Below are 18,585 nucleotides of genomic sequence, written 5' to 3' on the forward strand. Positions count from 1 at the left end.
AATTCGCAGCATGAGTACAGACATGCAAACTCCGACCGGCATCGACGACCCCATCAACGCGCAAATTCTTGCCATTTCCGAGGACAAGATTCAGGGCTTCGTCAAAAACCCCATCGCAGCGATCGCCGAGCAATCCGGCATTAGCACCGATATTGTTATCGCACGCATCCGTGCGATGCTGCAAGCGGGCACGATTCGTCGTGTTCGTCAAACCCTCATGGCCACCAATCTCGCACCCGGTGCATTGGTCGCTTGGAAAGTGCCTGCTGATAATCTGAATGCTGCCTTCGACTACATGTTTGAGAACGATCCCTTCTCCGGGCACGCCGTCCTCCGATCGACCGACAAAGAAACACCCGGCTCTGAATACAAACTTTGGACCACACTTAAAGTCCCCATCGGCTACGACATGTCCAAGCACTGCGACTACCTCGCCTCACGTACTGGTGCTGAAGATTACATCCTTCTTCCAGCCAAGAAAGTTTTTTCACTCGGTGTTGGACACATGCGCCGTCGTAAACTAAATCCTGGCGATCGCACTGATGAACCGGGGCGCGTCCACAATGTTACTGTCACGACTCTTTCAGATCTCGAATGGAAGGTACTCATTGCATTGAAGCGTGAGTTCGAGCCTGATGAACTCAATGAAAATATTTGGGGGCCGCGCGCCAAAGAAGCCGGTGTGTCGCTTGATGAATTCTGTACGATTGCTGAAGACCTCAACGAGCGTCGTGTCATCGGACGGTTCTCCACGTTCCTTGAACACGTTAAGAAACACGCCGATGGCAAAGCCGTCACACGCTACAACGCACTCTACCACTGGGCGGTTCCATCCGGCAAGGAACTTGAAGCCGGCATCGAAGTTGGTCGCCATCACTGCATGACCCATGCTTATTGGCGTGAGGGCGGGCCACAATTTAATAACGTCAATGTCATGGGCGTGTCCCACGGCACCGACAAAGACACTGTCCTCGCACACAAAGCTGCCATTGATGAGCACCTCAAAGAGGCTGGCATCGATATCACATACACCAATGTTTTCTGGGGTGGACGATCTGAAATCAAACCTTCGGAAATTTCTCCGATTGCCTACCTTGATTGGTGTGCGAAGAACAACATCGACCCCGAATCCATGAAAATGTCGTACTGAACCAACGCGGCAAAGCTCATACATCTAAATTATCGCTTAGATTGACTCACCTATGACCGTTCCTGACGCAGACAACCCGGAAAGTTCAGTGAACGCAGGTGGTCTTATGCTGCAACGTTATAAGCTCACTCTCGCTTATGACGGTACAAACTTCCACGGATGGCAAAAACAGGAACCTCCAGACGAAGAACCCCTTCGCACTGTACAAGGTGAAACTGAGTCCGCGCTCCGCCGATTGATCGGCTATCCTCTTATCCTCACCGGTGCTTCTCGCACCGATGCTGGTGTCCATGCCGTCGGGCAAGTTGCTCACTTCGATGCGGTTGTGCGTATCCCATTTGATCGCATGTTGCATGCGATCAACACTCGTCTTCCCGACGATATTGATGCTCGCCATATCGAAATCGTTTCTCCTACTTTTGAATCCATTTCAGGAGCCGTCAGTAAACAGTATCGCTATCGTCTCTACAACAGCACACAAAAACCACTCGCTCTTCGACACCACGTCTACCACTGCTGGGTGCCACTCGATTTAGACAATATGTTAAGTGCAGCTCAACGCCTCATCGGCCAGCACGACTTCGCGGGTTTTGCTGCTGCCGGGCATGGACGCGAATCTACTGTACGTATCATTCACGATTGCACCGTTGAACGTCATGGCGATGAAGTTCACATTGTTGTTTCCGGGAGTGGCTTCCTTTGGAATATGGTGCGCATCATTGCTGGTACGCTCGTCGAAATTGGTCGCGGTCACTTCCAGCCTTCCCGAATTAACGACATCATCAAGCACGCTGACCGACAACTTGCGGGGCCGACCCTTCCGCCTACGGGCCTATGCCTCGAATGGATCAAGTACGGCCTCGATTTAAAGGCCAAGCCGAAAGTGATAAGTGCGAAACTTGATGCTGGCATGAACGATAAGCATGACGCAACAGGGAAGGGGGAGGGACGCTCATGAAGATCATGCATATCATCACTCGGCTCATTCAGGGCGGAGCGCAACAGAACACTGTGATTTCTTGCCGTGCGCAGGTTGCTGCCGGGCATACGGTCACGCTTGTCTTTGGCCCCATCCACGGTCCTGAAGGTTCGCTACTCGAAGAAGCCAAACTGACCGGTGCTAAGATCATCATTCTGCCTGAGATGGTTCGTGAACTGAATCCGCTCAAAGATTTCAAGTGCTATCGTGCCCTTCGCAAACTTATCCGAACTGAGAAGCCTGATATCGTTCATACGCATTCCTCCAAGGCCGGTATCATCGGCCGCGCCGCCTCGTGGAAAGAGAACACCCCGGCGGTCATTCACACCGTGCACGGCCTTCCGTTTCACGATCATCAATCCAAACTCATCCATAATCTCTACGTCTACCTTGAACAGTTTGCTGCTAAGCGATGTCATCATCTTATTGCCATTACTCCTGCCATGGTGCAGGCTTTTGCCAAAAAGAAGATCGCTTCACCTGAAAAGTTTTCCGTCATACCTTCTGGCGTTGATCTGTCGCGTTTTCGTCTTCAGCCTAACTGGCGACTAGAGTCCCGCGCCATGATGAAAATTCCTCAGTCGGTGCCGGTCATTGCTAATCTTGCTCGACTCGATGCACTGAAAGGCCATGATGACCTGCTCGATATCTATCCCGATCTTGCCACTGCACTCGGCCCTGAGACACGCCTGCTCTTCATCGGTGATGGCTACAACCGCGAGCATCTTGAGAACAAGATCGCCTCGCTCGGTTTCTCCGACCGTGTCATTATCACCGGTTACATCCCACATAAAGAAATTGCTCGTACTCTCTCCGCAGCCGATGTAAAAGTGCTGCCCTCCTACCAGGAAGGTCAGTCGCGTACGTTGGTTGAAGCGCTGCTTTGTAAAATTCCCATCATCGGCTACAACGTTGGCGGCATTCCATCCATTTGCATCGACCATGTTACCGGCAGGCTCGTTCCTCTCGGCGACAAATCAGCGTTGGCTGAGACGATCATCGAAACCCTCAAGAACCCGGAAAAAACTAGAAAATTAACCGACGAGGGAAGAAAATTTGTCACTAAACAGTACTCCTCACAGGCCATGACGGATGCGCTGGAGCACCTCTATCAATCGCTCCGCAACCGTGATCAGTTTATTGGCCTATGATCCTGCTATATTGCTTGCACCACACAGACGAAAGTATCTAATCAAAGGTTAGACTTATGGCAAACATCCTCGTCGTCGGCCCACACCCCGATGATCAAGAACTCGGTATGGGCGGTACCATCATCAATCTTGCCCAGCAAGGCCACAATATTCTCCTCCTCGATGTGACCAACGGTGAGCCCACGCCTTACGGCACACCTGAGCAACGCAAAATCGAATGGGATAATGCCGCAAAAATTCTCGGTGTCAAACGTCAACTACTCGGCTTAAAAAACCGCGAAGTACAACACACTCTCGAAGCCCGTCACGCTATGGCCGCGGTGATTCGGCAGCATCAAGCAGACATCATTTTTCTTCCTTTTGAGGAGGATGCGCATCCTGATCATCGTGCGGTGACGCGCATTGTTGAGGATGCGCGTTTTGATGCCAAGCTCACACAAACAGATATCCCCGGCGAGCCGATCTACCCACGCTGGCTCATCTACTACTACTGTACGCATTTACGCTGGGTTGCCGATCCTACCTTCTGCCTTGACATAACTCCGCATATTGAACAGAAGATCGAATCAATTAAAGCTTACGGAACACAGTTCGTCATCCCTGAGAAAAATCGCAAGATTGTCGATTGGCTCCGCAATATGAATGCTTACATGGGGTCGCGCATTGGTACGGAGTATGCTGAGCCGTTCTTCACAAAAGAACCGCTCGGACTTACAGGCATTGATCAAATGATTGGCGTCTGATTCTCCCCGGAAGTTCACGCTGGCGGTTTGTTCTGTAAACGCAAACCTATTTGTACTCAATCTCTTGAACCAACTTGCCGCCAGGTCCTTTGGACCATGTCAGCATCGGTTCAGGATCAAGTCCCGGTGCGATGATCCGTGGCGGCAAATCATTGCGAGAGGCATCTAGAAGTTCAAACACTTCCTCTCGGCCCTGATACGGGTACATATATAGTGAATCATCATTTGCCTTGATGGTGCGCTTGCGTCCGTTGATCGTCCATGTTACTTCAAACTGGTATCGCAACAGCAGCTTTTTGAGTTCACGTACTGTTTTGGGGATCTTGTGCTTTTGTTCATGTAGATGCTTGAGCGCCACTGCAAGATATTTCATTCGCTCCACTGCAGTGTTCACCGGATGGCTTTCCAGTTCTTTGGCATAGACCCGCCACCGCCACTTCAACGTTTCCCAACTCACAGCAAAGGCTTTCTTAAAAGCTTCTTCGCCGTCTTCGCCTCGGCTGATCATGGTTAGATATCGATTCAATGACTTTGCATACCGCCCGTTGTCCGCGTGTATCAGAAAATATGCGACTGACCATGCCTGTGCGTATAGGCGATTAGCTTTGTCGGCATTGGTTCGCAGCATTACTGCCCAATCATCATTGTCCAGCCGGGTCATCTCCGCAAAGGGGATGATTCTTCCCTTAGCGATCATCTCGCGCACCAGCCGCGAACGGTGCGCATCGGCGAGGCCGGTTGAAAGCTCATTGCCGGTGATGACCGCATCTTCAAAATATTGTGCTAAACCTTCATTCATCCACACCGGCAATTCAATCCCAAGATAATGCCATGCAAACTGATGAAAGCCTTCGTGTTGTAATGTACTCAGCACATCACGCAGCGGCTTGTCACCGATCCAAGCTGCGAGGAATTGTTCGTTGCCTTTGTAGACGAACATGCCGCCGCTGTTGCTGGTGATCACACCTTTGCTTTGCAGAAAGGTTTGGTACGCGCGTTCTGTCTCGAACAGGTACAAGACCATTTCGGACATTTCGCCTTTCATGAGACCGCCGAAGCGTTGCTCATACAAAACGAACATGCGATCGAGATGTTGTCCAATCGGCACGACCCTTTTTTGTGACAGCTTGGTATGGATCACATAGTGCTTGGACTTGTACCGCTTGGCGCCTTTATATTTGCTTTCACCCTCAGCATGGATCACCACACGCCCGCTGCTTTTGTTACTTTGTGCAGAGACACCTTTGACGCGCTCGTAAGCTCGCCGAAGTTTATCGTTTGCTTCTGTTGTCCCCGTCATCGTGAGGATGGCGAATAGCACCACGCCGAGCGAGATCGATCCCCGCGCAAGCCCATTGTCCATAATCAATCTGCGTTCCGCCATACCTCTCCTTCATCGGCCAGACCCGCGTTTCGCCGCACATATCCTTGTTTTTCCACAGGCTCAACCCGTGAGAGTCCCCCGCTTATTCCCTACAGATACACCATTTAGCCAACCCGAAGCTCACCGTTATGTGAAGGAGCGTTTGCCCGATGAGGTCCGTGTGATGCAATCAGAATAATAGGCGGCAAATATGTTCCTATAAAAAAAGCACCACCGTATGGTGATGCTTGTGTGTTACATTTTGATGTGGTGATGGAAGGATTATTTGCCAGCGTAGTCAATCAGCCGTGCGATCTCGCTCCGCAGATCTTTGCGGTGGACAACACGATCGACAAAGCCTTTTTGCAGCAGGAACTCCGCCCGTTGAAATCCTTCCGGCAAGTCCTGTCGCACCGTATTCGCAATCACGCGCGGCCCGGCAAAACCAATCAGCGCCTTCGGCTCGGCCAAGATCACATCGCCCAACATCGCAAAGCTCGCGGTGACGCCGCCGGTGGTCGGGTCGGTCAGCACACTGATAAACAAGCCGCCCATGTCGTCGAAGCGCGCGAGTGCCGCACTTGTTTTTGCCATTTGCGCGAGTGACAGGGATGACTCCTGCATGCGCGCTCCGCCGGAGGCATTGATGATGATGAACGGACGATCGGTTTCGGTGGCGAGCTCAATGCAGCGTGTGATCTTTTCGCCGACCACGCTACCCATCGACGCCATCATGAATCGTGTATCCATGACAGCCAGCACCACGCCGCGGCCTTTGATGAAACCCTTGCCACAGATCAGTGCATCTTTGTTTCCTGTCTTCTTTTGTTCTTTTACGATGCGCTCTGCATAGGGAATCCGGTCTACAAATTCCAGCGGATCGGTCGGTGCCAAATCTTCCCAAAGCGGTTCGAAGCTGCCGGGGTCTAAAACTTGCTTTACGCGCTCGTCCCCACCGATGCGGTAATGATGATCACATTCAGGGCAGACGTGCCGATTCTCAGCGACTTGCTTCTTGAAGCTCATCGCTTCACAGTTTGGGCATCGCATCCACAGCCCCTCAGGCACATCGCTGCTCTTGAGGTCCTGCCAGGTCTTCGGGCTGGTGGTATCATGTTTATCTGTTGAGTTCGATGACGGCTCAGTGGCCTGCTCAGAACTCGCTTGCTGGTTCGCCAATGATGACTCCCTTCATTGCAACACGGATCGTTCCTCATGGGATCGCGGAATTATAACCGTTTTCTCACCCGCAGGAGAACTTCATGAAAATCGTACGCTTCTCGGATGATGATGGTAACTGCCATTATGGTAAATATTTAGATCAAGAATCGGCTGAGATATTCACAGCTCCAGCGGCGGATGCTGATCAGGGTATGCTCCACCAAACCGCCGATTGGGTCCCCACAGGGCAGGTCGCCCGCATCAAGACGTTGCTTGCGCCGCTTTTGCCGGCCAACATTTATTGCATCGGCCGCAACTATGCTGAGCACGCCAAAGAAGGCGGTGCAGAAATCCCAACCTCGCCCGTCGTCTTCATGAAGCCCACATCTGCCGTCACCGATCCCGGTTCTCCTGTGGTTATCCCCGCCTGTTCTTCTGAGAAGGGCGAAGTTGATTATGAAGCCGAGTTGGCCGTCGTGATTGGAATCCAAGGCAAGAATATTTCCGAAGCAGCCGCGCTTGACCATGTTCTAGGCTACACCATTGCCAATGACATCTCTGCGCGCAAATGGCAGAAGCACTCCGGCGGAGGGCAATGGATTCGCGGCAAATCCTTCGATACTTTTTGTCCACTTGGTCCCATACTCGTGACTGCCGACGAAATCACCGATCCACAAAATCTCAGCATCTCACTCACACTCAATGGCAATACTATGCAGGAAGACACAACAGCCAACATGATGTTCAGTGTGGCGAAGTTGATCTCATTTATTTCGCAGGACACCACGCTGTTGCCTGGTACGATCATTCTCACCGGCACGCCTGCCGGCGTTGGTTTTGCTCGCACCCCGCCAGTATGGCTCCAACCCGGCGACACCGTTTCTGCCACCATTGAAAATATCGGCACGCTCACCAACCACGTTGCCGCACCTTGAACAACATCATGGAACAGTTCATTTCAGAACCCATCACCCCGCGAGCCGGGTCATTCGACACCCGTGCGATTGCGCGCGGCGAACCCGGCCTGCCCACGCACTTCACTTGGCGCAAAACCGAATACCGCGTCCATGAAGTTCTCGAAGTCTGGACCACCTCCACCGTTGACATGGGCGAAGCCTATCTCGCGCGACACTGGTGGCGTATTCGAACCACATCTATGCACACCATGAAAATCTATTGCGAACGGCAAACCAAGCACAAAAACCCCAAGGCTCGCTGGTATCTCTATACCATGACCGATCCTGAAGGTTAATTATCTTTCGCATCCAGTGAACGAACGGTATGACGGTACAATGCATACACGCTGTTTTGTGGCTTACGTTGGGAGGTATCATGATGAAGAGACGCAATTATAGATCATCATTATGGCTGTTGATGTTGTTGTTCATGATGACGAGCTGTACTTCTGGAGGGGAGAATCCATCTTTTTCTATCAGTATGAAGCAGGCAAGCAAGGCGCTAGAGGACATGTCTGTTGATCCGGCTGTGCCAGATCGTCCAGTACTGGTTTTGAGCGGTTGGATGGTACCGCGGTCGTTTTCGCAAGGTATGGCAGACGACATTTGCAAAGGTATAGATAGGAAGCACGTTGTACCTTTGTCATTTTTTGGTACAGCTTCTTTCAATGATTCCGCAAATACTGTTGTGCAGACGTTGGAAAAGAGATTTCCGTCAGACGATGAGTACGAAACCGTTGAGGTTGACGTCGTCGCTTTTTCGATGGGCGGGCTGATTGCCCGCTATGCCGCCATTCCACCAACAGATGCGCCGATGACCGCAACGTTTGCCGGCAAGAAATCCTCTTCCTTACGCAAACGGTTGAACATCAATCGTCTCTACACCATCTGTACACCTCACAAGGGCGCGCAACTCGCTCCGTTTGGTATGTTAGATCCCAGTGCTCGCGACATGATCACCGATAGCGATTTACTTCAAGCGTTAGATCAGGATTATGCTGTCAATCATCGTTTTGATCTGAAAGCGTATGCGCGGTTGCACGATCTGATCGTTGGCGAACAGAACACCGCACCCGAAGGTGAACCCATCTGGTGGGTAGGTCGTACCTTTTCAGGCATCGGCCATGTTTTCGCAAACCGTGATCCACGCATCTTGGCCGATATTCTTCGAGAACTGCGGCAAGAGCAGGGATTCACGCGCCCGCCCGCATCGCCTATACCAAACTGAATCATCGTTATCTCAAGGTGTACTGGTGACAGGATTGATCTCAACTTCGCCCGAGTTCGCATCAACCCAAATCTTCAGATACAGCCCATTTTTAGTGAGTGTGATCGATTGGTCCAGTGTTTCATCAAGTTGTCCGTAAAGCCCAAAGCTAAGCTCGTCATCATCGTCGAATGAATGAGCGTGGATTTGAACGCCCGAAAGTGTTCCCGCGCGTCCTTTACCAAACTCAACCACATAGTCTTTTTGGTCGGCTGGGTTTTTGATGGGTATGGTCGTGTCACTTGCCTTAGCGAGATGATATTTATGATCTGTGGCATCAAACACCGCCACACATAGATCATCACCATGACTGATCGATTCGATCTGTGCAAAAGCAAGATCAGCTGCGATTAAACGAGCAGCCGCTTTAAGCTGATCGCTATCGGTGCTGCTGAACATGGGGGCAGCTAGTGCGCCGACGATACCCAAGATCATGACAACCATCATCAACTCGATAAGCGTAAAGCCATGCGCGCAAGTTGTCCGTGTCTGTTGTCTCACCATCCGTTTATCGACGTTTTTAACGTTGTATCCGATCGGATGATGAAGGATCATTTGAGTGTTGAGGCAGCGCTGTTAAATCATACGGTTTATAGCGATTAACATACGGCATAAATACAGAGACAGCTTTTCCAAAATAGTGATATTAAGCGGATTTCCTGTGGGAATCATGTTGCTGTGGGCTTAACAAAGATGATGAACGATCCGATATGTATTGATAGTTGCGCACCCGTTCTGCGCAGCGGGAGGCAGGAGAAGCATGATAACACCCACACAAAAAACATTATCCCTCAGGCGATCACGACGCGTTTGTGCGTTTAGCTTGCCAGAGGTTTTGATCGCCTCGGTGATTTTGGCGTTCATTGTGGCGGCGCTGACGCAAGCAGTCGTTGCGGGGCAGATGCAGACATATGCTTCGATTCATGAGAAACATGCAATTGAGCTTGCTGAGTCGCTGTTAGATGAAGTGCTTGCATTGGATTATGACGATCCGGAGGGTGCGACAACGTTTGGCCCGGATGCCGGCGAATCAAGTGTTGCTGACTTCGACAACATTGACGACTATCACAATTACACGCAGGCTGCGGATGATATCCGCGATATAGCCAATGTGTTGCTGCCAGATAAATTTCAATCCTTCTCACGTACAGTGACGGTAGCCGAAGAAACATTGTCTGTGCCTACACTCGGCGGCGATCATGAGGGGCTCCGTCTTACGGTAACGGTGGTCGATGTAGATGGTCGTACGTGGACGCTTGCAAGGTGGGTCGCGAAGCCTACAGGATCATAATAATGGGGATAAAGATGTTCATACGTCAACAACACGTTCGTCGTCATAGATGCTTTGGCCTGACCATGATTGAACTTATGCTTGCGATTTCAGCAACGGGGCTTATCGGCGCGGCGATTGCCTCAATGTTGTCAGCTGTGACCTATGGCACCTCCAGTACCAAGGACATGCGATCACTTGTTGCTACTAACAAGCGTATCACCACCCGCCTTTCAGCCATGATGCGATCGTCACGTATGGTGCTTGATACCGCTTCAGATGGTTCTTGGCTGGTGCTATGGCATGCTGATAAAGATGAATCTGGCACTCCCAATACAAATGAGCTTCGCATGGTACTGTACGACGACAGTACTGATCGACTGATCGTGTTGCGCCCGGCGGATGATTCATTGACTACGGAGTTAGCATTAGATGCGAATTTCTTCATGATTATTTCAGGGCACTCGAATGATGATGATTTTACGTTCGAACCTTGGGCGAAGAATGTTACGGATTTTCACTTTTCATTGAGTGATGCGAATGTGCAGAATGCTCGTTTATTCTCATGCAGCATGGATACGAGCGTTGGTGATATGACTGATTCAACCGTATTTAGTGTTCGTCTAAGAAATGCCAATTGATTCTATTATGAACAGCACCTTTATTTACAATTCCAATCCTCGTTCACATGGCATTGCGATGCTGTTGGTGATGTTTGCGCTGGTCATTGGCTCGATTTTGGCGGCTACTTTTATTGCGACTTCATCGACGAGTGTTGGTATTGCGCAGAATGTCTCCAAGCATGCAACCGCACGATCTGTTGCAGAGTCTGGCCTTGAGCTTGCAATTAACTATGTGAAGACTGATGCCGATTGGCGAACGACGTATGCTTCCGGACAATGGATTGCGGACGAATCTTTCGCAGGTGGTACCTTCTCTGTTTATGGCACGGACGAAGATGGCGATCTTAGTGATGATGCGAGTGATAAGATTACCTTGCGTGTGGTGGGTACATTCGGCGGAGTGACTCATGAAGTATCCGCCAACATTCAACCCGGTGGTGAAGAACCTAAGAGCGATACGATCCTGTTCGTTGTGTATGATGCTGACTCGCTAGATGGTATGGAGTACGCACGCAAAGAAATGCTTGAAGAACTTGGTTTTACAGTAAATTTGATTGATCGATACGCATCGCAATCAGTTTATGATGCAGCTTTTGCAGAGAATGCTTGTGTCTACGTGCCATACTCATACATGAATTCAACAGTAGCAGGACGAGTAAAGGATGCGCCAATAGGTGTAGTGTATGACTATCCAGATACGAATAGTACGATAGGGATTGCGCATACAGGCCGACAGTTATACATGTCCGGGACTTATATCTACATCACAAATAATTCACATCCGATTACTTCGTCTTTCAGTACTGGATATCTTCAGATCAAGGATGATGGTAGTTATGTGACCTCTGCGAATTATCCTGCGGATGATGCGGTTTCGTTGGGGTTATCGCATACGACCACGCCGCAGGATTTCTGTATTGTGACGTTGGAAAAAGGGAAAGATGATATAGATGGAAACGCCGTGGCGGGAAGACGTGTGTTGACGCCGTATGGCGATTCAATGATGGATCTGACCACGGATGGTAAAACACTCTTAAAGAATATTCTGATCTGGGCATCAGATGGCGGAGAAATATCGTATCCGCCAGTGCCGATTGTTGCCTACGATTTTACTAAACCTTCCGATGTTACCACGCAACTCGTTGGTCACTGGAAGTTAGATGAAGATGTAGGCGGGATTCCTTCTTTCACATTGGTATCGGGCCTACGTGTTCAGAATGAGATTGAGCTTTGGGATGACATTAAAATTGAAAGTAAGGGAAGCAAAGATAATGCTTTTGTCGCAACTAACAGCACGGTAGATTCGATCTTTGAAATGAGTGGGAAGGCAGAGATTAAAGGTTCGGGATACTGTGGTGTTGGCGGCGATCCTTATACAGCGATCCGCTTATGGGATAGTTCAAAAATTAAGGAAACGCGTGGTGCATTAAGTGCTTTGATGGATTTGCCTGTTGGGGTTGCTGTGCCAGATGATCTTCCAGCAAGCTCAGGAGCCCTTGAGCTTGGAGATAAGGATCATTACGATGTTCCCGAAGAATTTGGCCCCGGCGTATTTGATGTGACCTATAGCTCGTTGACGCTTACTGAGGATGCAAAATTTCACGTTAAAGATGATATACGTGTTCACGTGACAGGTGATCTTATCATAAGCGCGAAAGCAGAGATTGATGTTTCAAGCCATGCTTCAGTTGTATTTTATGTAGGTGGGGACGTTAGTGTTTATGATGAGGCAGAAATTGGAAAGAAAGATAAGCCAGAGCAATGTGTGATATTGATGTATGGCAACGATAAGAAAGCGATATTCTCAGGGGATAAAAAGAGCAAGATTTATGCATTGCTGGCAAATCCAAAAGGTGGTGTTGAAATATGGGAAGATACGGAATTTGATGGCGCGATTACTGCGGAGAGTTTTAAAGGTGGGGGTAAAGTTAAGATAAAACTAAGGGATGATGTTTCTTACGACGTTGACGGATCGGATAGTTCGACGACGATTGCGACTGATAGCAGTACGGCCGGAAATGACGGCATATATAATGGCGCAAAATCATATGCCTCAGGTAAGATTAACGGCGCAATCGAATTTAATGGGGTTTCTGATTACATCGCCATTCCGCATGTGGGCGAATACCTGCTTGATCATGGTACGGTGAGTTTTTGGTTCAAGACTGACACGGTTTCGCCGAACTATCAGGGTTTGTTTACCAAAGATTTGAGTTCGTACGGTAACGGCGGATTGATGAGTGTTATTCTGCAGGAAAACTATATCCGGCTATTGATTAAGACCGACCAAGAAACTGTTTATACCGATGCATCTTCGATTCCGACGGTACCCGGTACTTGGTATCACGTAGCGGCTTGTTGGGGTGATGATGGTACAAGGTTATATGTGAATGGCGTGCAACGTTACTACGTACCGTACTATGGTGGTTTGGGAGAAACTTCTGGCGGGACAGGCAATACTGAATCGATCATGATCGGTGCGAATGGTGGAGACCGCAATACATCGAGCGATATTCCTCTGTACTATTACTTCAATGGGGTTATGGATGATATTCGTGTTTATGATGGAGTACTTGATGGCAATCAGATTGCGAACCTTTACAATCTGAATGAGCCTGGCCCACGTACTGCACCTCCGTCTGTCATCGAAGACATTTCAAATTATGGAGATCCTGCAGATCTTCACGTTCATGACAGTACCAAGGTGGCTTGGGTTCCTGAAATTTTTTCTGGTCCAACAAACAGTCTGAGGATTAACGACAACACACTTGCTACGACGGATATCATTCACAAAACCGCGAGTAAGCTCCATGATGCGATCCAGCTTACAAGAGAGTTTTCCGCGGAGATTCAATTTACGCCGACGAACTTGACCAATGATCAGAACATGCTCGCATTTTCGGAAAACAGTAACCAGCGTGCTTTTGCGGTTGGGCAACATAGTGATCAGTTTGCGATGATGCTCCGTACTGCGGATACTTCTTCTCGAGGTGTGCCCGATATGTATCCAAGTGTATTTCTCAATACGGCCAAGCAACACTATGTCGTGACGTATGACGGAACTGATGTCAAGATGTATCAAAATGGTACGCTGGTTTATAATGAGCCACGTACAGGTAGCATTAACGTGTGGGACGTAGACAATGTTCTTGCGTTGGCAGGCGACTATGAAGAAAACACTGCATGGAAGGGAACCTTCCATCGCGTCGCAATCTACAATGTGGCGTTAAATGCTGATCAGGTTGATGATGTGTTTAATGGCCTCCCACCTCGTGAGGAAAGTTCGGGGTCAGGTACGTTTGAAGCGGTTTGGGTCGAGCAAGAATAATCTTTTCTCGTACATGGACATGCAATCAATCTCGTTGCCCCTTGGAGCATAAGCCAACAGTGGTTTGAGCTTTTTCGTGTCACAGTTATCATGATCATATGGATGAGAAACTCATTGATTGTGTGGTGTGCGGATCTTGCGTTGCGGACATTCTATGTGGTCCGGTACCATTGGACGTGCCGCTTGGTGAGGGGCAGTTGCATCATGTCAACCCGATCCAGCTCATCGGTGGAGGTATTACTTCTAACTCTGGTATCACTTTGGCCAAGCTTGGTCGGTCCGTTAAAGTTTTCACTTATATCGGTAATGATTCTTTTGGCCAAATGCTTACTGATATGTTTGAACGTAGCGGCGTTGATACCTCTTCGCTCTTAGTTCATCCAGAAGCGCCAACATCTACAACGGCGGTACTTGTTTCAGAATCTGGTGAGCGCACCTTCCTTCATGCCAACGGTGCACCCAAAAAGATGGACATGCGTCACTATTACAAACATATTGAAACACTTGAACAAGCCCGCGTGTTTCTTTGGGGTTACTATGGCCTGAACCCGAATATTGAATCGGATCTTCCTAAACTACTTGAAGAACTCCGTGCCAGAAAGACGCGCACCGTGATTGATTCGGCTGGCGATGGTGGATCGTTATCTCCTTTAGACAAAATGTTGCCACACCTTGACCTTTATGTCCCATCACTCATAGAGGCACAGAATCAAACGGGTTTAAAAGATCCGGATAAGATCATTGAGAAGTATCGATCGCTTGGCGCACCGGGGATACTTGGTGTGAAGCTCGGTGAGAAAGGAGCACTGCTGTCAAGTTTGCCGAATCAGTATCTTGAAGTGGCTGCCATCAAGCCACCGGGTGAGGTGATCGACACCACTGGGGCGGGGGATTCATTCCTCGCGGGATTAATTTCTGGTTTACTCGAAAATCTTTCGCTTGAAGAATGCGGCAAGCTTGCAGTTGCGGCCGGTGCATGTGCGGTTACGACTGTCGGCGGATGGTGTGGATCAAAAGACCGTGCAGCCGTTGGTGAACTGGCTGGCATCAAAACCAAATCGAAATAATATTATCTGCAGGTGTGAGCTATGATGATGAACATTGAATTGCGCATTGAAAAAGCCCGACGTGTTGCCGGGCTTTTTTGTTTGTGTGATCTGGATTAGAGATCGGATGGATCGTAACACCATGTGTCCAAGGTACGGCTGTAATCGAGGGTGCCTTCTGGGAACCAGAGTGCAAGTTCACGTTCAGCGGATTCGAGGCTGTCTGAACCGTGGATCATGTTGAAGCCGCCGGACATGCCGAAGTCACCACGGATAGTACCAGGGTCTGCTTTTTGTCCGTTGGTGGCGCCGATGAGTGTGCGACAGACGGTGACGGCGTTTACGCCGCGGATCGCGATCGCGAGGACGGGTGAGCTGGTGACGAACTTGATCAGGCCGTCGTAGAAGGGCTTGCCTTCGTGTTCGGCATAATGCTTTTTAGCGAGGTCGGTGGGGACGCTCATGAGTTTGGTGCCGACGATTTGGAGGCCTTTGCGTTCGAAGCGGCCGAGGATTTGCCCCATGAGTCCGCGCTGGACGGCGTCTGGCTTGATGAAGATGAAGGTGGTTTCCATGATCGAATTCTCCGGTGTTTGCCGCCGGCGGGGTGCGCTTGGCGGAGGTAACTGCTGTCACCATCTGGTGTTGCAAAAGCGCTATGGGGATAGCGCCAGAGGGATTTATCTGCGTGTTATCACTGATTGTGGGCGATATTGCAAATCATGCCTTTTTGACGTGGAATGGTATCAGATTCGTTGACTTAAGCTATTGCTTGCCTATGGTTTATACGTACGGGACAAGGTTTGGACATGTCTGGGGCGTGAGGGGGATATCAGGAAAGTTAATAAATCGAGTTTATCCTTAAGTGTAAAGCACGTGGAGCTAATAAATATGCATAAGATCAGTCATGCAATAGACATAACGGGGCATGACATGAACAAGGGTGATACAGTTGCGACGTTGAATGGGCAGCTGACCGCCCGTGTTTGTGATATTGCTCAAGACGACGAGGAAGTTAATTTTGTTTGCCTAAGGCCAATTCATCAGCCGTATGCCCGGGGGATCTGGTATGCGGAAGATCAGGTGATGTGGGTGAGTAAAGGCAGGAAGCGTAAGACGTTAGAATCAGAAGCAGAGAAGGCGAAGGAGGGGAAAGCGGCGCTGGTTGGCAGCGCGAAGTAGCTATTTTGGGGCGCGGTTGCACGCACGGTTGCAAGCTGCGCTTTTGGGCACAATGGACACCCCAGACCACGGTTTTGGGGTGTTTTTATGCGCCGCTGGGGTATTTGTGCGCATGAGCGGTATATAAAAATGACTTATGTAATCCTTGCAACTTTTTGGTTATGGGAACATGATCGTGTAGGATTGTTTCTCATAAGACGCGGCCAAGGACGGCGACGATGAAGATTCATGGGTGTCATGGATGGCGAGACACTATTGAGTATGTCATTTGGAGAGAGACGTGAGCCGCTTAGATGGAGAGGCAGTACGGGAGAATGGTATGGGTGTGTCGCTGACGGCGGTGCTGTCGGTGGTGGTTGCATTTCTATTGTTGGGTGGGGTTCTCTTAATGAAATTATATGAAGGGGTTGGTAGGTTGCCTCGGCCGATCAGTGCGGTGAGTCTGATGGCGGTTGCGCCAAGTCCGGTGCATGTAGAGCCATCCGCGGACAATGTTTTTAGTTACGACATGATTGATGTTGTGGATAAGTCTAACCATGAGATAGATGCACGTGAGATTGATACTGATTGGGCAGATGAATCGCTGGTGTATGGGGCGGATCTGGTTTCGAGTGGGTTGTCTAATCATGAGTTAGAGAATATGTCGACAGAGGTAGCATTTGAAAATGAAGCCTTTGACGATGATGTTTTGTATTACGGGGATCGTCCGCTACGGAAAGTGGGAACGCGGACGATGGTCGTGACGGCGTACAGCCCGGATGCGCGGAGTTGCGGGAAGTGGGCGGATGGGATTACAGCAAGCGGCAAAAGTGTGTGGACCAATGGGATGAAATTGGTGGCGGCGGACAAGCGGCTGTTTAAATTTGGAACGATTTTAACGGTGCCAGGCTATAACGGGGAGCGTCCAGTACCTGTGTTGGATCGTGGCGGAGCGATCAAGGGGAACAAGCTGGATGTGCTGTATCCAACGCATGAGATCGCCAAACAGTGGGGCGTACAGAAGCTTGAAGTAACGGTATGGGAATACGCGGATTAAGCTTGAGCACAAGTGAAGAAGAGATGATTGCAGACCACTCTTTAGAGTGGTTTGTTTTATTGTGTGGTGAGCAGCAGGAGATTGGTTTATGCTTAGGGTGAGAGTCTTTGGAGGTATGGTATGAGGCTGTTTTATCGAGAATACAAGGGGAAGTATTTACATCAGAAGAAGATAGGGATGCGGTGGGCAGATTATGCGTATGTGATGGAGATAGCGGGGGTAACGCCGCGGAAGAAGCAGGAGATAAAGAGGGGTGCTGTATGGTGGCGACTTTTTATGTGGATTATTGGATTTACGATATTGGGGGTGCTTGTGTATGGGGTGTATTGGATTATGACTGAGGGGGAGGGGTTCTTAGCTTTAGTGGTTGGTGTGGGGTTGTTTATGTTGCTAATCTTTGGGGAGGTTTTTGTTGCGATTGGGGGTTATGTGATTAAGTGGATAGCGAAGTCCAGACGGGGGGCGCATTTGGATGATTCCAGTATTGTTCTACCGTTTTGTGAGGCGGTGAATTTGCGGCGGTATCGGGTGAAGCTGTGTCTAGTTTGCGGGTATGACTTGCGGCATATGAATGGAGGTGAGTGTCCGGAATGTGGGCAGTGGTATGCGGGTGAGTGTGAGGATAAAGAGGAGAGGGAAGAGATTGAAAGAAAGCGGGCAGAGGAAAAGGCTTTGCTGAAGCGGATTGGTCGGATCAGTACGGTTAAGACATTGGCGGTATTAGCTCCGGTGCTGCTGTTATGCTTTTGGGGTTTTGAGTCAGCGGCAGATGGCTATGTTTTTTATAAAGAGCCGACGTTTATCATGTCGTGTGTATTGTTATTGGTGACAGTAGTTGTGATGTGCGCGATATATTTTCGAAGGCTGTCTCAATTGTTGCGTGAGAGTCAAAAAATTTGGGAGGAGATGTCGTGTGACACGATGAGTAGAATTCCGTGATTGCTGTGATTTGTGGCGATAACTGGAAGGACTACAAAATGTATTACCATGTAAAAGCGAAGTTGAAGGCGGATCAAGCGGGGGCGTTGCTAAGAAAACTAGAGAGTGGAGAGATTGCTACGCAGAAGCCAGATGGAGGTGAGATTGTTAAGGGGTTGGAGGGAGCTGTCGTAAATGAAGCTGGTGAAGCGGAGTGGAGTACGGTGTGCTATTGTTCTACACCATTAGCTCATGAGCGAGCAACGGTATTGGATGAGTATTTTGAGGATTTGACGACGGAGGTTGTAGATGGATATGAGCTATATGAAGGACAATCGTTTATAGCCTACTTGCAGCGTGTGGCTGAAAAATGAAGTGGTAATGATGTTTATTCGCTTTCGTGATGAGAGAT

General features: G+C 49.5%; 19 protein-coding genes. 15 read left to right on the top strand and 4 right to left on the bottom strand.

What is annotated here, in order from left to right; all coding sequences use genetic code 11:
• Window positions 1-10: 10 nt before the first annotated feature.
• The 4 genes from ACQ6WK_RS03070 to ACQ6WK_RS03085 are packed head-to-tail and all read left to right on the top strand — an operon-like array spanning window position 11 to window position 4,023.
• Complete coding sequence (locus ACQ6WK_RS03070) at window positions 11-1,150, top strand: Lrp/AsnC family transcriptional regulator (protein WP_432799275.1); 1,140 nt, start codon at window positions 11-13, stop codon at window positions 1,148-1,150.
• A 52-nt stretch (window positions 1,151-1,202) separates the two neighbouring features.
• Window positions 1,203-2,108, top strand: coding sequence for a tRNA pseudouridine(38-40) synthase TruA (gene truA / locus ACQ6WK_RS03075; protein ID WP_432799276.1), 906 nt, complete (start codon window positions 1,203-1,205; stop codon window positions 2,106-2,108).
• Complete coding sequence (locus ACQ6WK_RS03080) at window positions 2,105-3,280, top strand: glycosyltransferase family 4 protein (RefSeq protein ID WP_432799277.1); 1,176 nt, start codon at window positions 2,105-2,107, stop codon at window positions 3,278-3,280. Before truA ends, ACQ6WK_RS03080 begins: the two co-directional genes overlap by 4 nt.
• A gap of 56 nt (window positions 3,281-3,336) precedes the next feature.
• Window positions 3,337-4,023, top strand: a complete 687-nt coding sequence (locus ACQ6WK_RS03085; RefSeq protein WP_432799278.1) for a PIG-L family deacetylase — start codon at window positions 3,337-3,339, stop codon at window positions 4,021-4,023.
• A gap of 46 nt (window positions 4,024-4,069) precedes the next feature.
• Here ACQ6WK_RS03085 and ACQ6WK_RS03090 read toward each other — a convergent pair whose 3' ends face one another.
• Both ACQ6WK_RS03090 and accD read right to left on the bottom strand, forming a co-directional pair.
• Window positions 4,070-5,407 (bottom strand): DUF1570 domain-containing protein, encoded by a 1,338-nt coding sequence (locus ACQ6WK_RS03090; protein WP_432799279.1) that lies wholly within the window; start codon window positions 5,405-5,407, stop codon window positions 4,070-4,072.
• A 261-nt stretch (window positions 5,408-5,668) separates the two neighbouring features.
• On the bottom strand, window positions 5,669-6,565 hold the full coding sequence (gene accD, locus ACQ6WK_RS03095) for an acetyl-CoA carboxylase, carboxyltransferase subunit beta (protein WP_432799280.1): 897 nt from the start codon (window positions 6,563-6,565) through the stop codon (window positions 5,669-5,671).
• Window positions 6,566-6,648: 83 nt separating this feature from the next.
• On the opposite strand from accD, the gene ACQ6WK_RS03100 reads away from it, so the two are divergent.
• The 3 genes from ACQ6WK_RS03100 to ACQ6WK_RS03110 all read left to right on the top strand — a co-directional run bounded on the left by ACQ6WK_RS03100 (window position 6,649) and on the right by ACQ6WK_RS03110 (window position 8,731).
• A complete protein-coding gene (locus ACQ6WK_RS03100) occupies window positions 6,649-7,482 on the top strand; it encodes a fumarylacetoacetate hydrolase family protein (RefSeq protein ID WP_432799281.1) in 834 nt (277 codons plus the stop codon).
• An 8-nt stretch (window positions 7,483-7,490) separates the two neighbouring features.
• On the top strand, window positions 7,491-7,799 hold the full coding sequence (locus ACQ6WK_RS03105; RefSeq protein ID WP_432799282.1) for a DUF6504 family protein: 309 nt from the start codon (window positions 7,491-7,493) through the stop codon (window positions 7,797-7,799).
• A gap of 83 nt (window positions 7,800-7,882) precedes the next feature.
• Entirely contained in the window at window positions 7,883-8,731 is an 849-nt protein-coding gene (locus tag ACQ6WK_RS03110) for a hypothetical protein (protein ID WP_432799283.1), read from the top strand.
• 12 nt (window positions 8,732-8,743) lie between these two features.
• Here the strand turns inward: ACQ6WK_RS03110 and ACQ6WK_RS03115 are convergent, their stop codons facing one another.
• A complete protein-coding gene (locus tag ACQ6WK_RS03115; RefSeq protein WP_432799284.1) occupies window positions 8,744-9,274 on the bottom strand; it encodes a pilus assembly FimT family protein in 531 nt (176 codons plus the stop codon).
• Window positions 9,275-9,530: 256 nt separating this feature from the next.
• Here ACQ6WK_RS03115 and ACQ6WK_RS03120 point away from each other — a divergent pair, with 256 nt between their 5' ends.
• From ACQ6WK_RS03120 to ACQ6WK_RS03135, 4 genes are all read left to right on the top strand, one after another.
• A complete protein-coding gene (locus ACQ6WK_RS03120) occupies window positions 9,531-10,061 on the top strand; it encodes a type IV pilus modification PilV family protein (protein WP_432799285.1) in 531 nt (176 codons plus the stop codon).
• Between the two features lie 14 nt (window positions 10,062-10,075).
• Window positions 10,076-10,681 (top strand): hypothetical protein, encoded by a 606-nt coding sequence (locus ACQ6WK_RS03125; protein WP_432799286.1) that lies wholly within the window; start codon window positions 10,076-10,078, stop codon window positions 10,679-10,681.
• Between the two features lie 7 nt (window positions 10,682-10,688).
• Window positions 10,689-13,991 (top strand): LamG-like jellyroll fold domain-containing protein, encoded by a 3,303-nt coding sequence (locus ACQ6WK_RS03130; protein WP_432799287.1) that lies wholly within the window; start codon window positions 10,689-10,691, stop codon window positions 13,989-13,991.
• A gap of 98 nt (window positions 13,992-14,089) precedes the next feature.
• Entirely contained in the window at window positions 14,090-15,058 is a 969-nt protein-coding gene (locus ACQ6WK_RS03135) for a carbohydrate kinase family protein (protein WP_432799288.1), read from the top strand.
• 95 nt (window positions 15,059-15,153) lie between these two features.
• Here ACQ6WK_RS03135 and ndk read toward each other — a convergent pair whose 3' ends face one another.
• Entirely contained in the window at window positions 15,154-15,612 is a 459-nt protein-coding gene (gene ndk / locus ACQ6WK_RS03140) for a nucleoside-diphosphate kinase (RefSeq protein ID WP_432799289.1), read from the bottom strand.
• A gap of 358 nt (window positions 15,613-15,970) precedes the next feature.
• Here ndk and ACQ6WK_RS03145 point away from each other — a divergent pair, with 358 nt between their 5' ends.
• From ACQ6WK_RS03145 to ACQ6WK_RS03160, 4 genes are all read left to right on the top strand, one after another.
• The gene (locus tag ACQ6WK_RS03145) at window positions 15,971-16,219 is read left to right on the top strand and encodes a hypothetical protein (protein WP_432799290.1); all 249 of its coding nucleotides are present in this window, start codon (window positions 15,971-15,973) and stop codon (window positions 16,217-16,219) included.
• 280 nt (window positions 16,220-16,499) lie between these two features.
• Entirely contained in the window at window positions 16,500-17,255 is a 756-nt protein-coding gene (locus tag ACQ6WK_RS03150) for a 3D domain-containing protein (RefSeq protein ID WP_432799291.1), read from the top strand.
• A gap of 120 nt (window positions 17,256-17,375) precedes the next feature.
• Window positions 17,376-18,194 carry a hypothetical protein gene (locus ACQ6WK_RS03155; RefSeq protein WP_432799292.1) on the top strand — a complete coding sequence of 273 codons (819 nt, stop codon included), beginning with the start codon at window positions 17,376-17,378 and terminating at the stop codon, window positions 18,192-18,194.
• Complete coding sequence (locus tag ACQ6WK_RS03160) at window positions 18,191-18,547, top strand: hypothetical protein (protein ID WP_432799293.1); 357 nt, start codon at window positions 18,191-18,193, stop codon at window positions 18,545-18,547. Before ACQ6WK_RS03155 ends, ACQ6WK_RS03160 begins: the two co-directional genes overlap by 4 nt.
• The last annotated feature ends 38 nt before the right edge of the window (window positions 18,548-18,585 follow it).

It is taken from the genome of Poriferisphaera sp. WC338, assembly GCF_050931845.1.
GTDB lineage: Bacteria > Planctomycetota > Phycisphaerae > Phycisphaerales > Phycisphaeraceae > Poriferisphaera.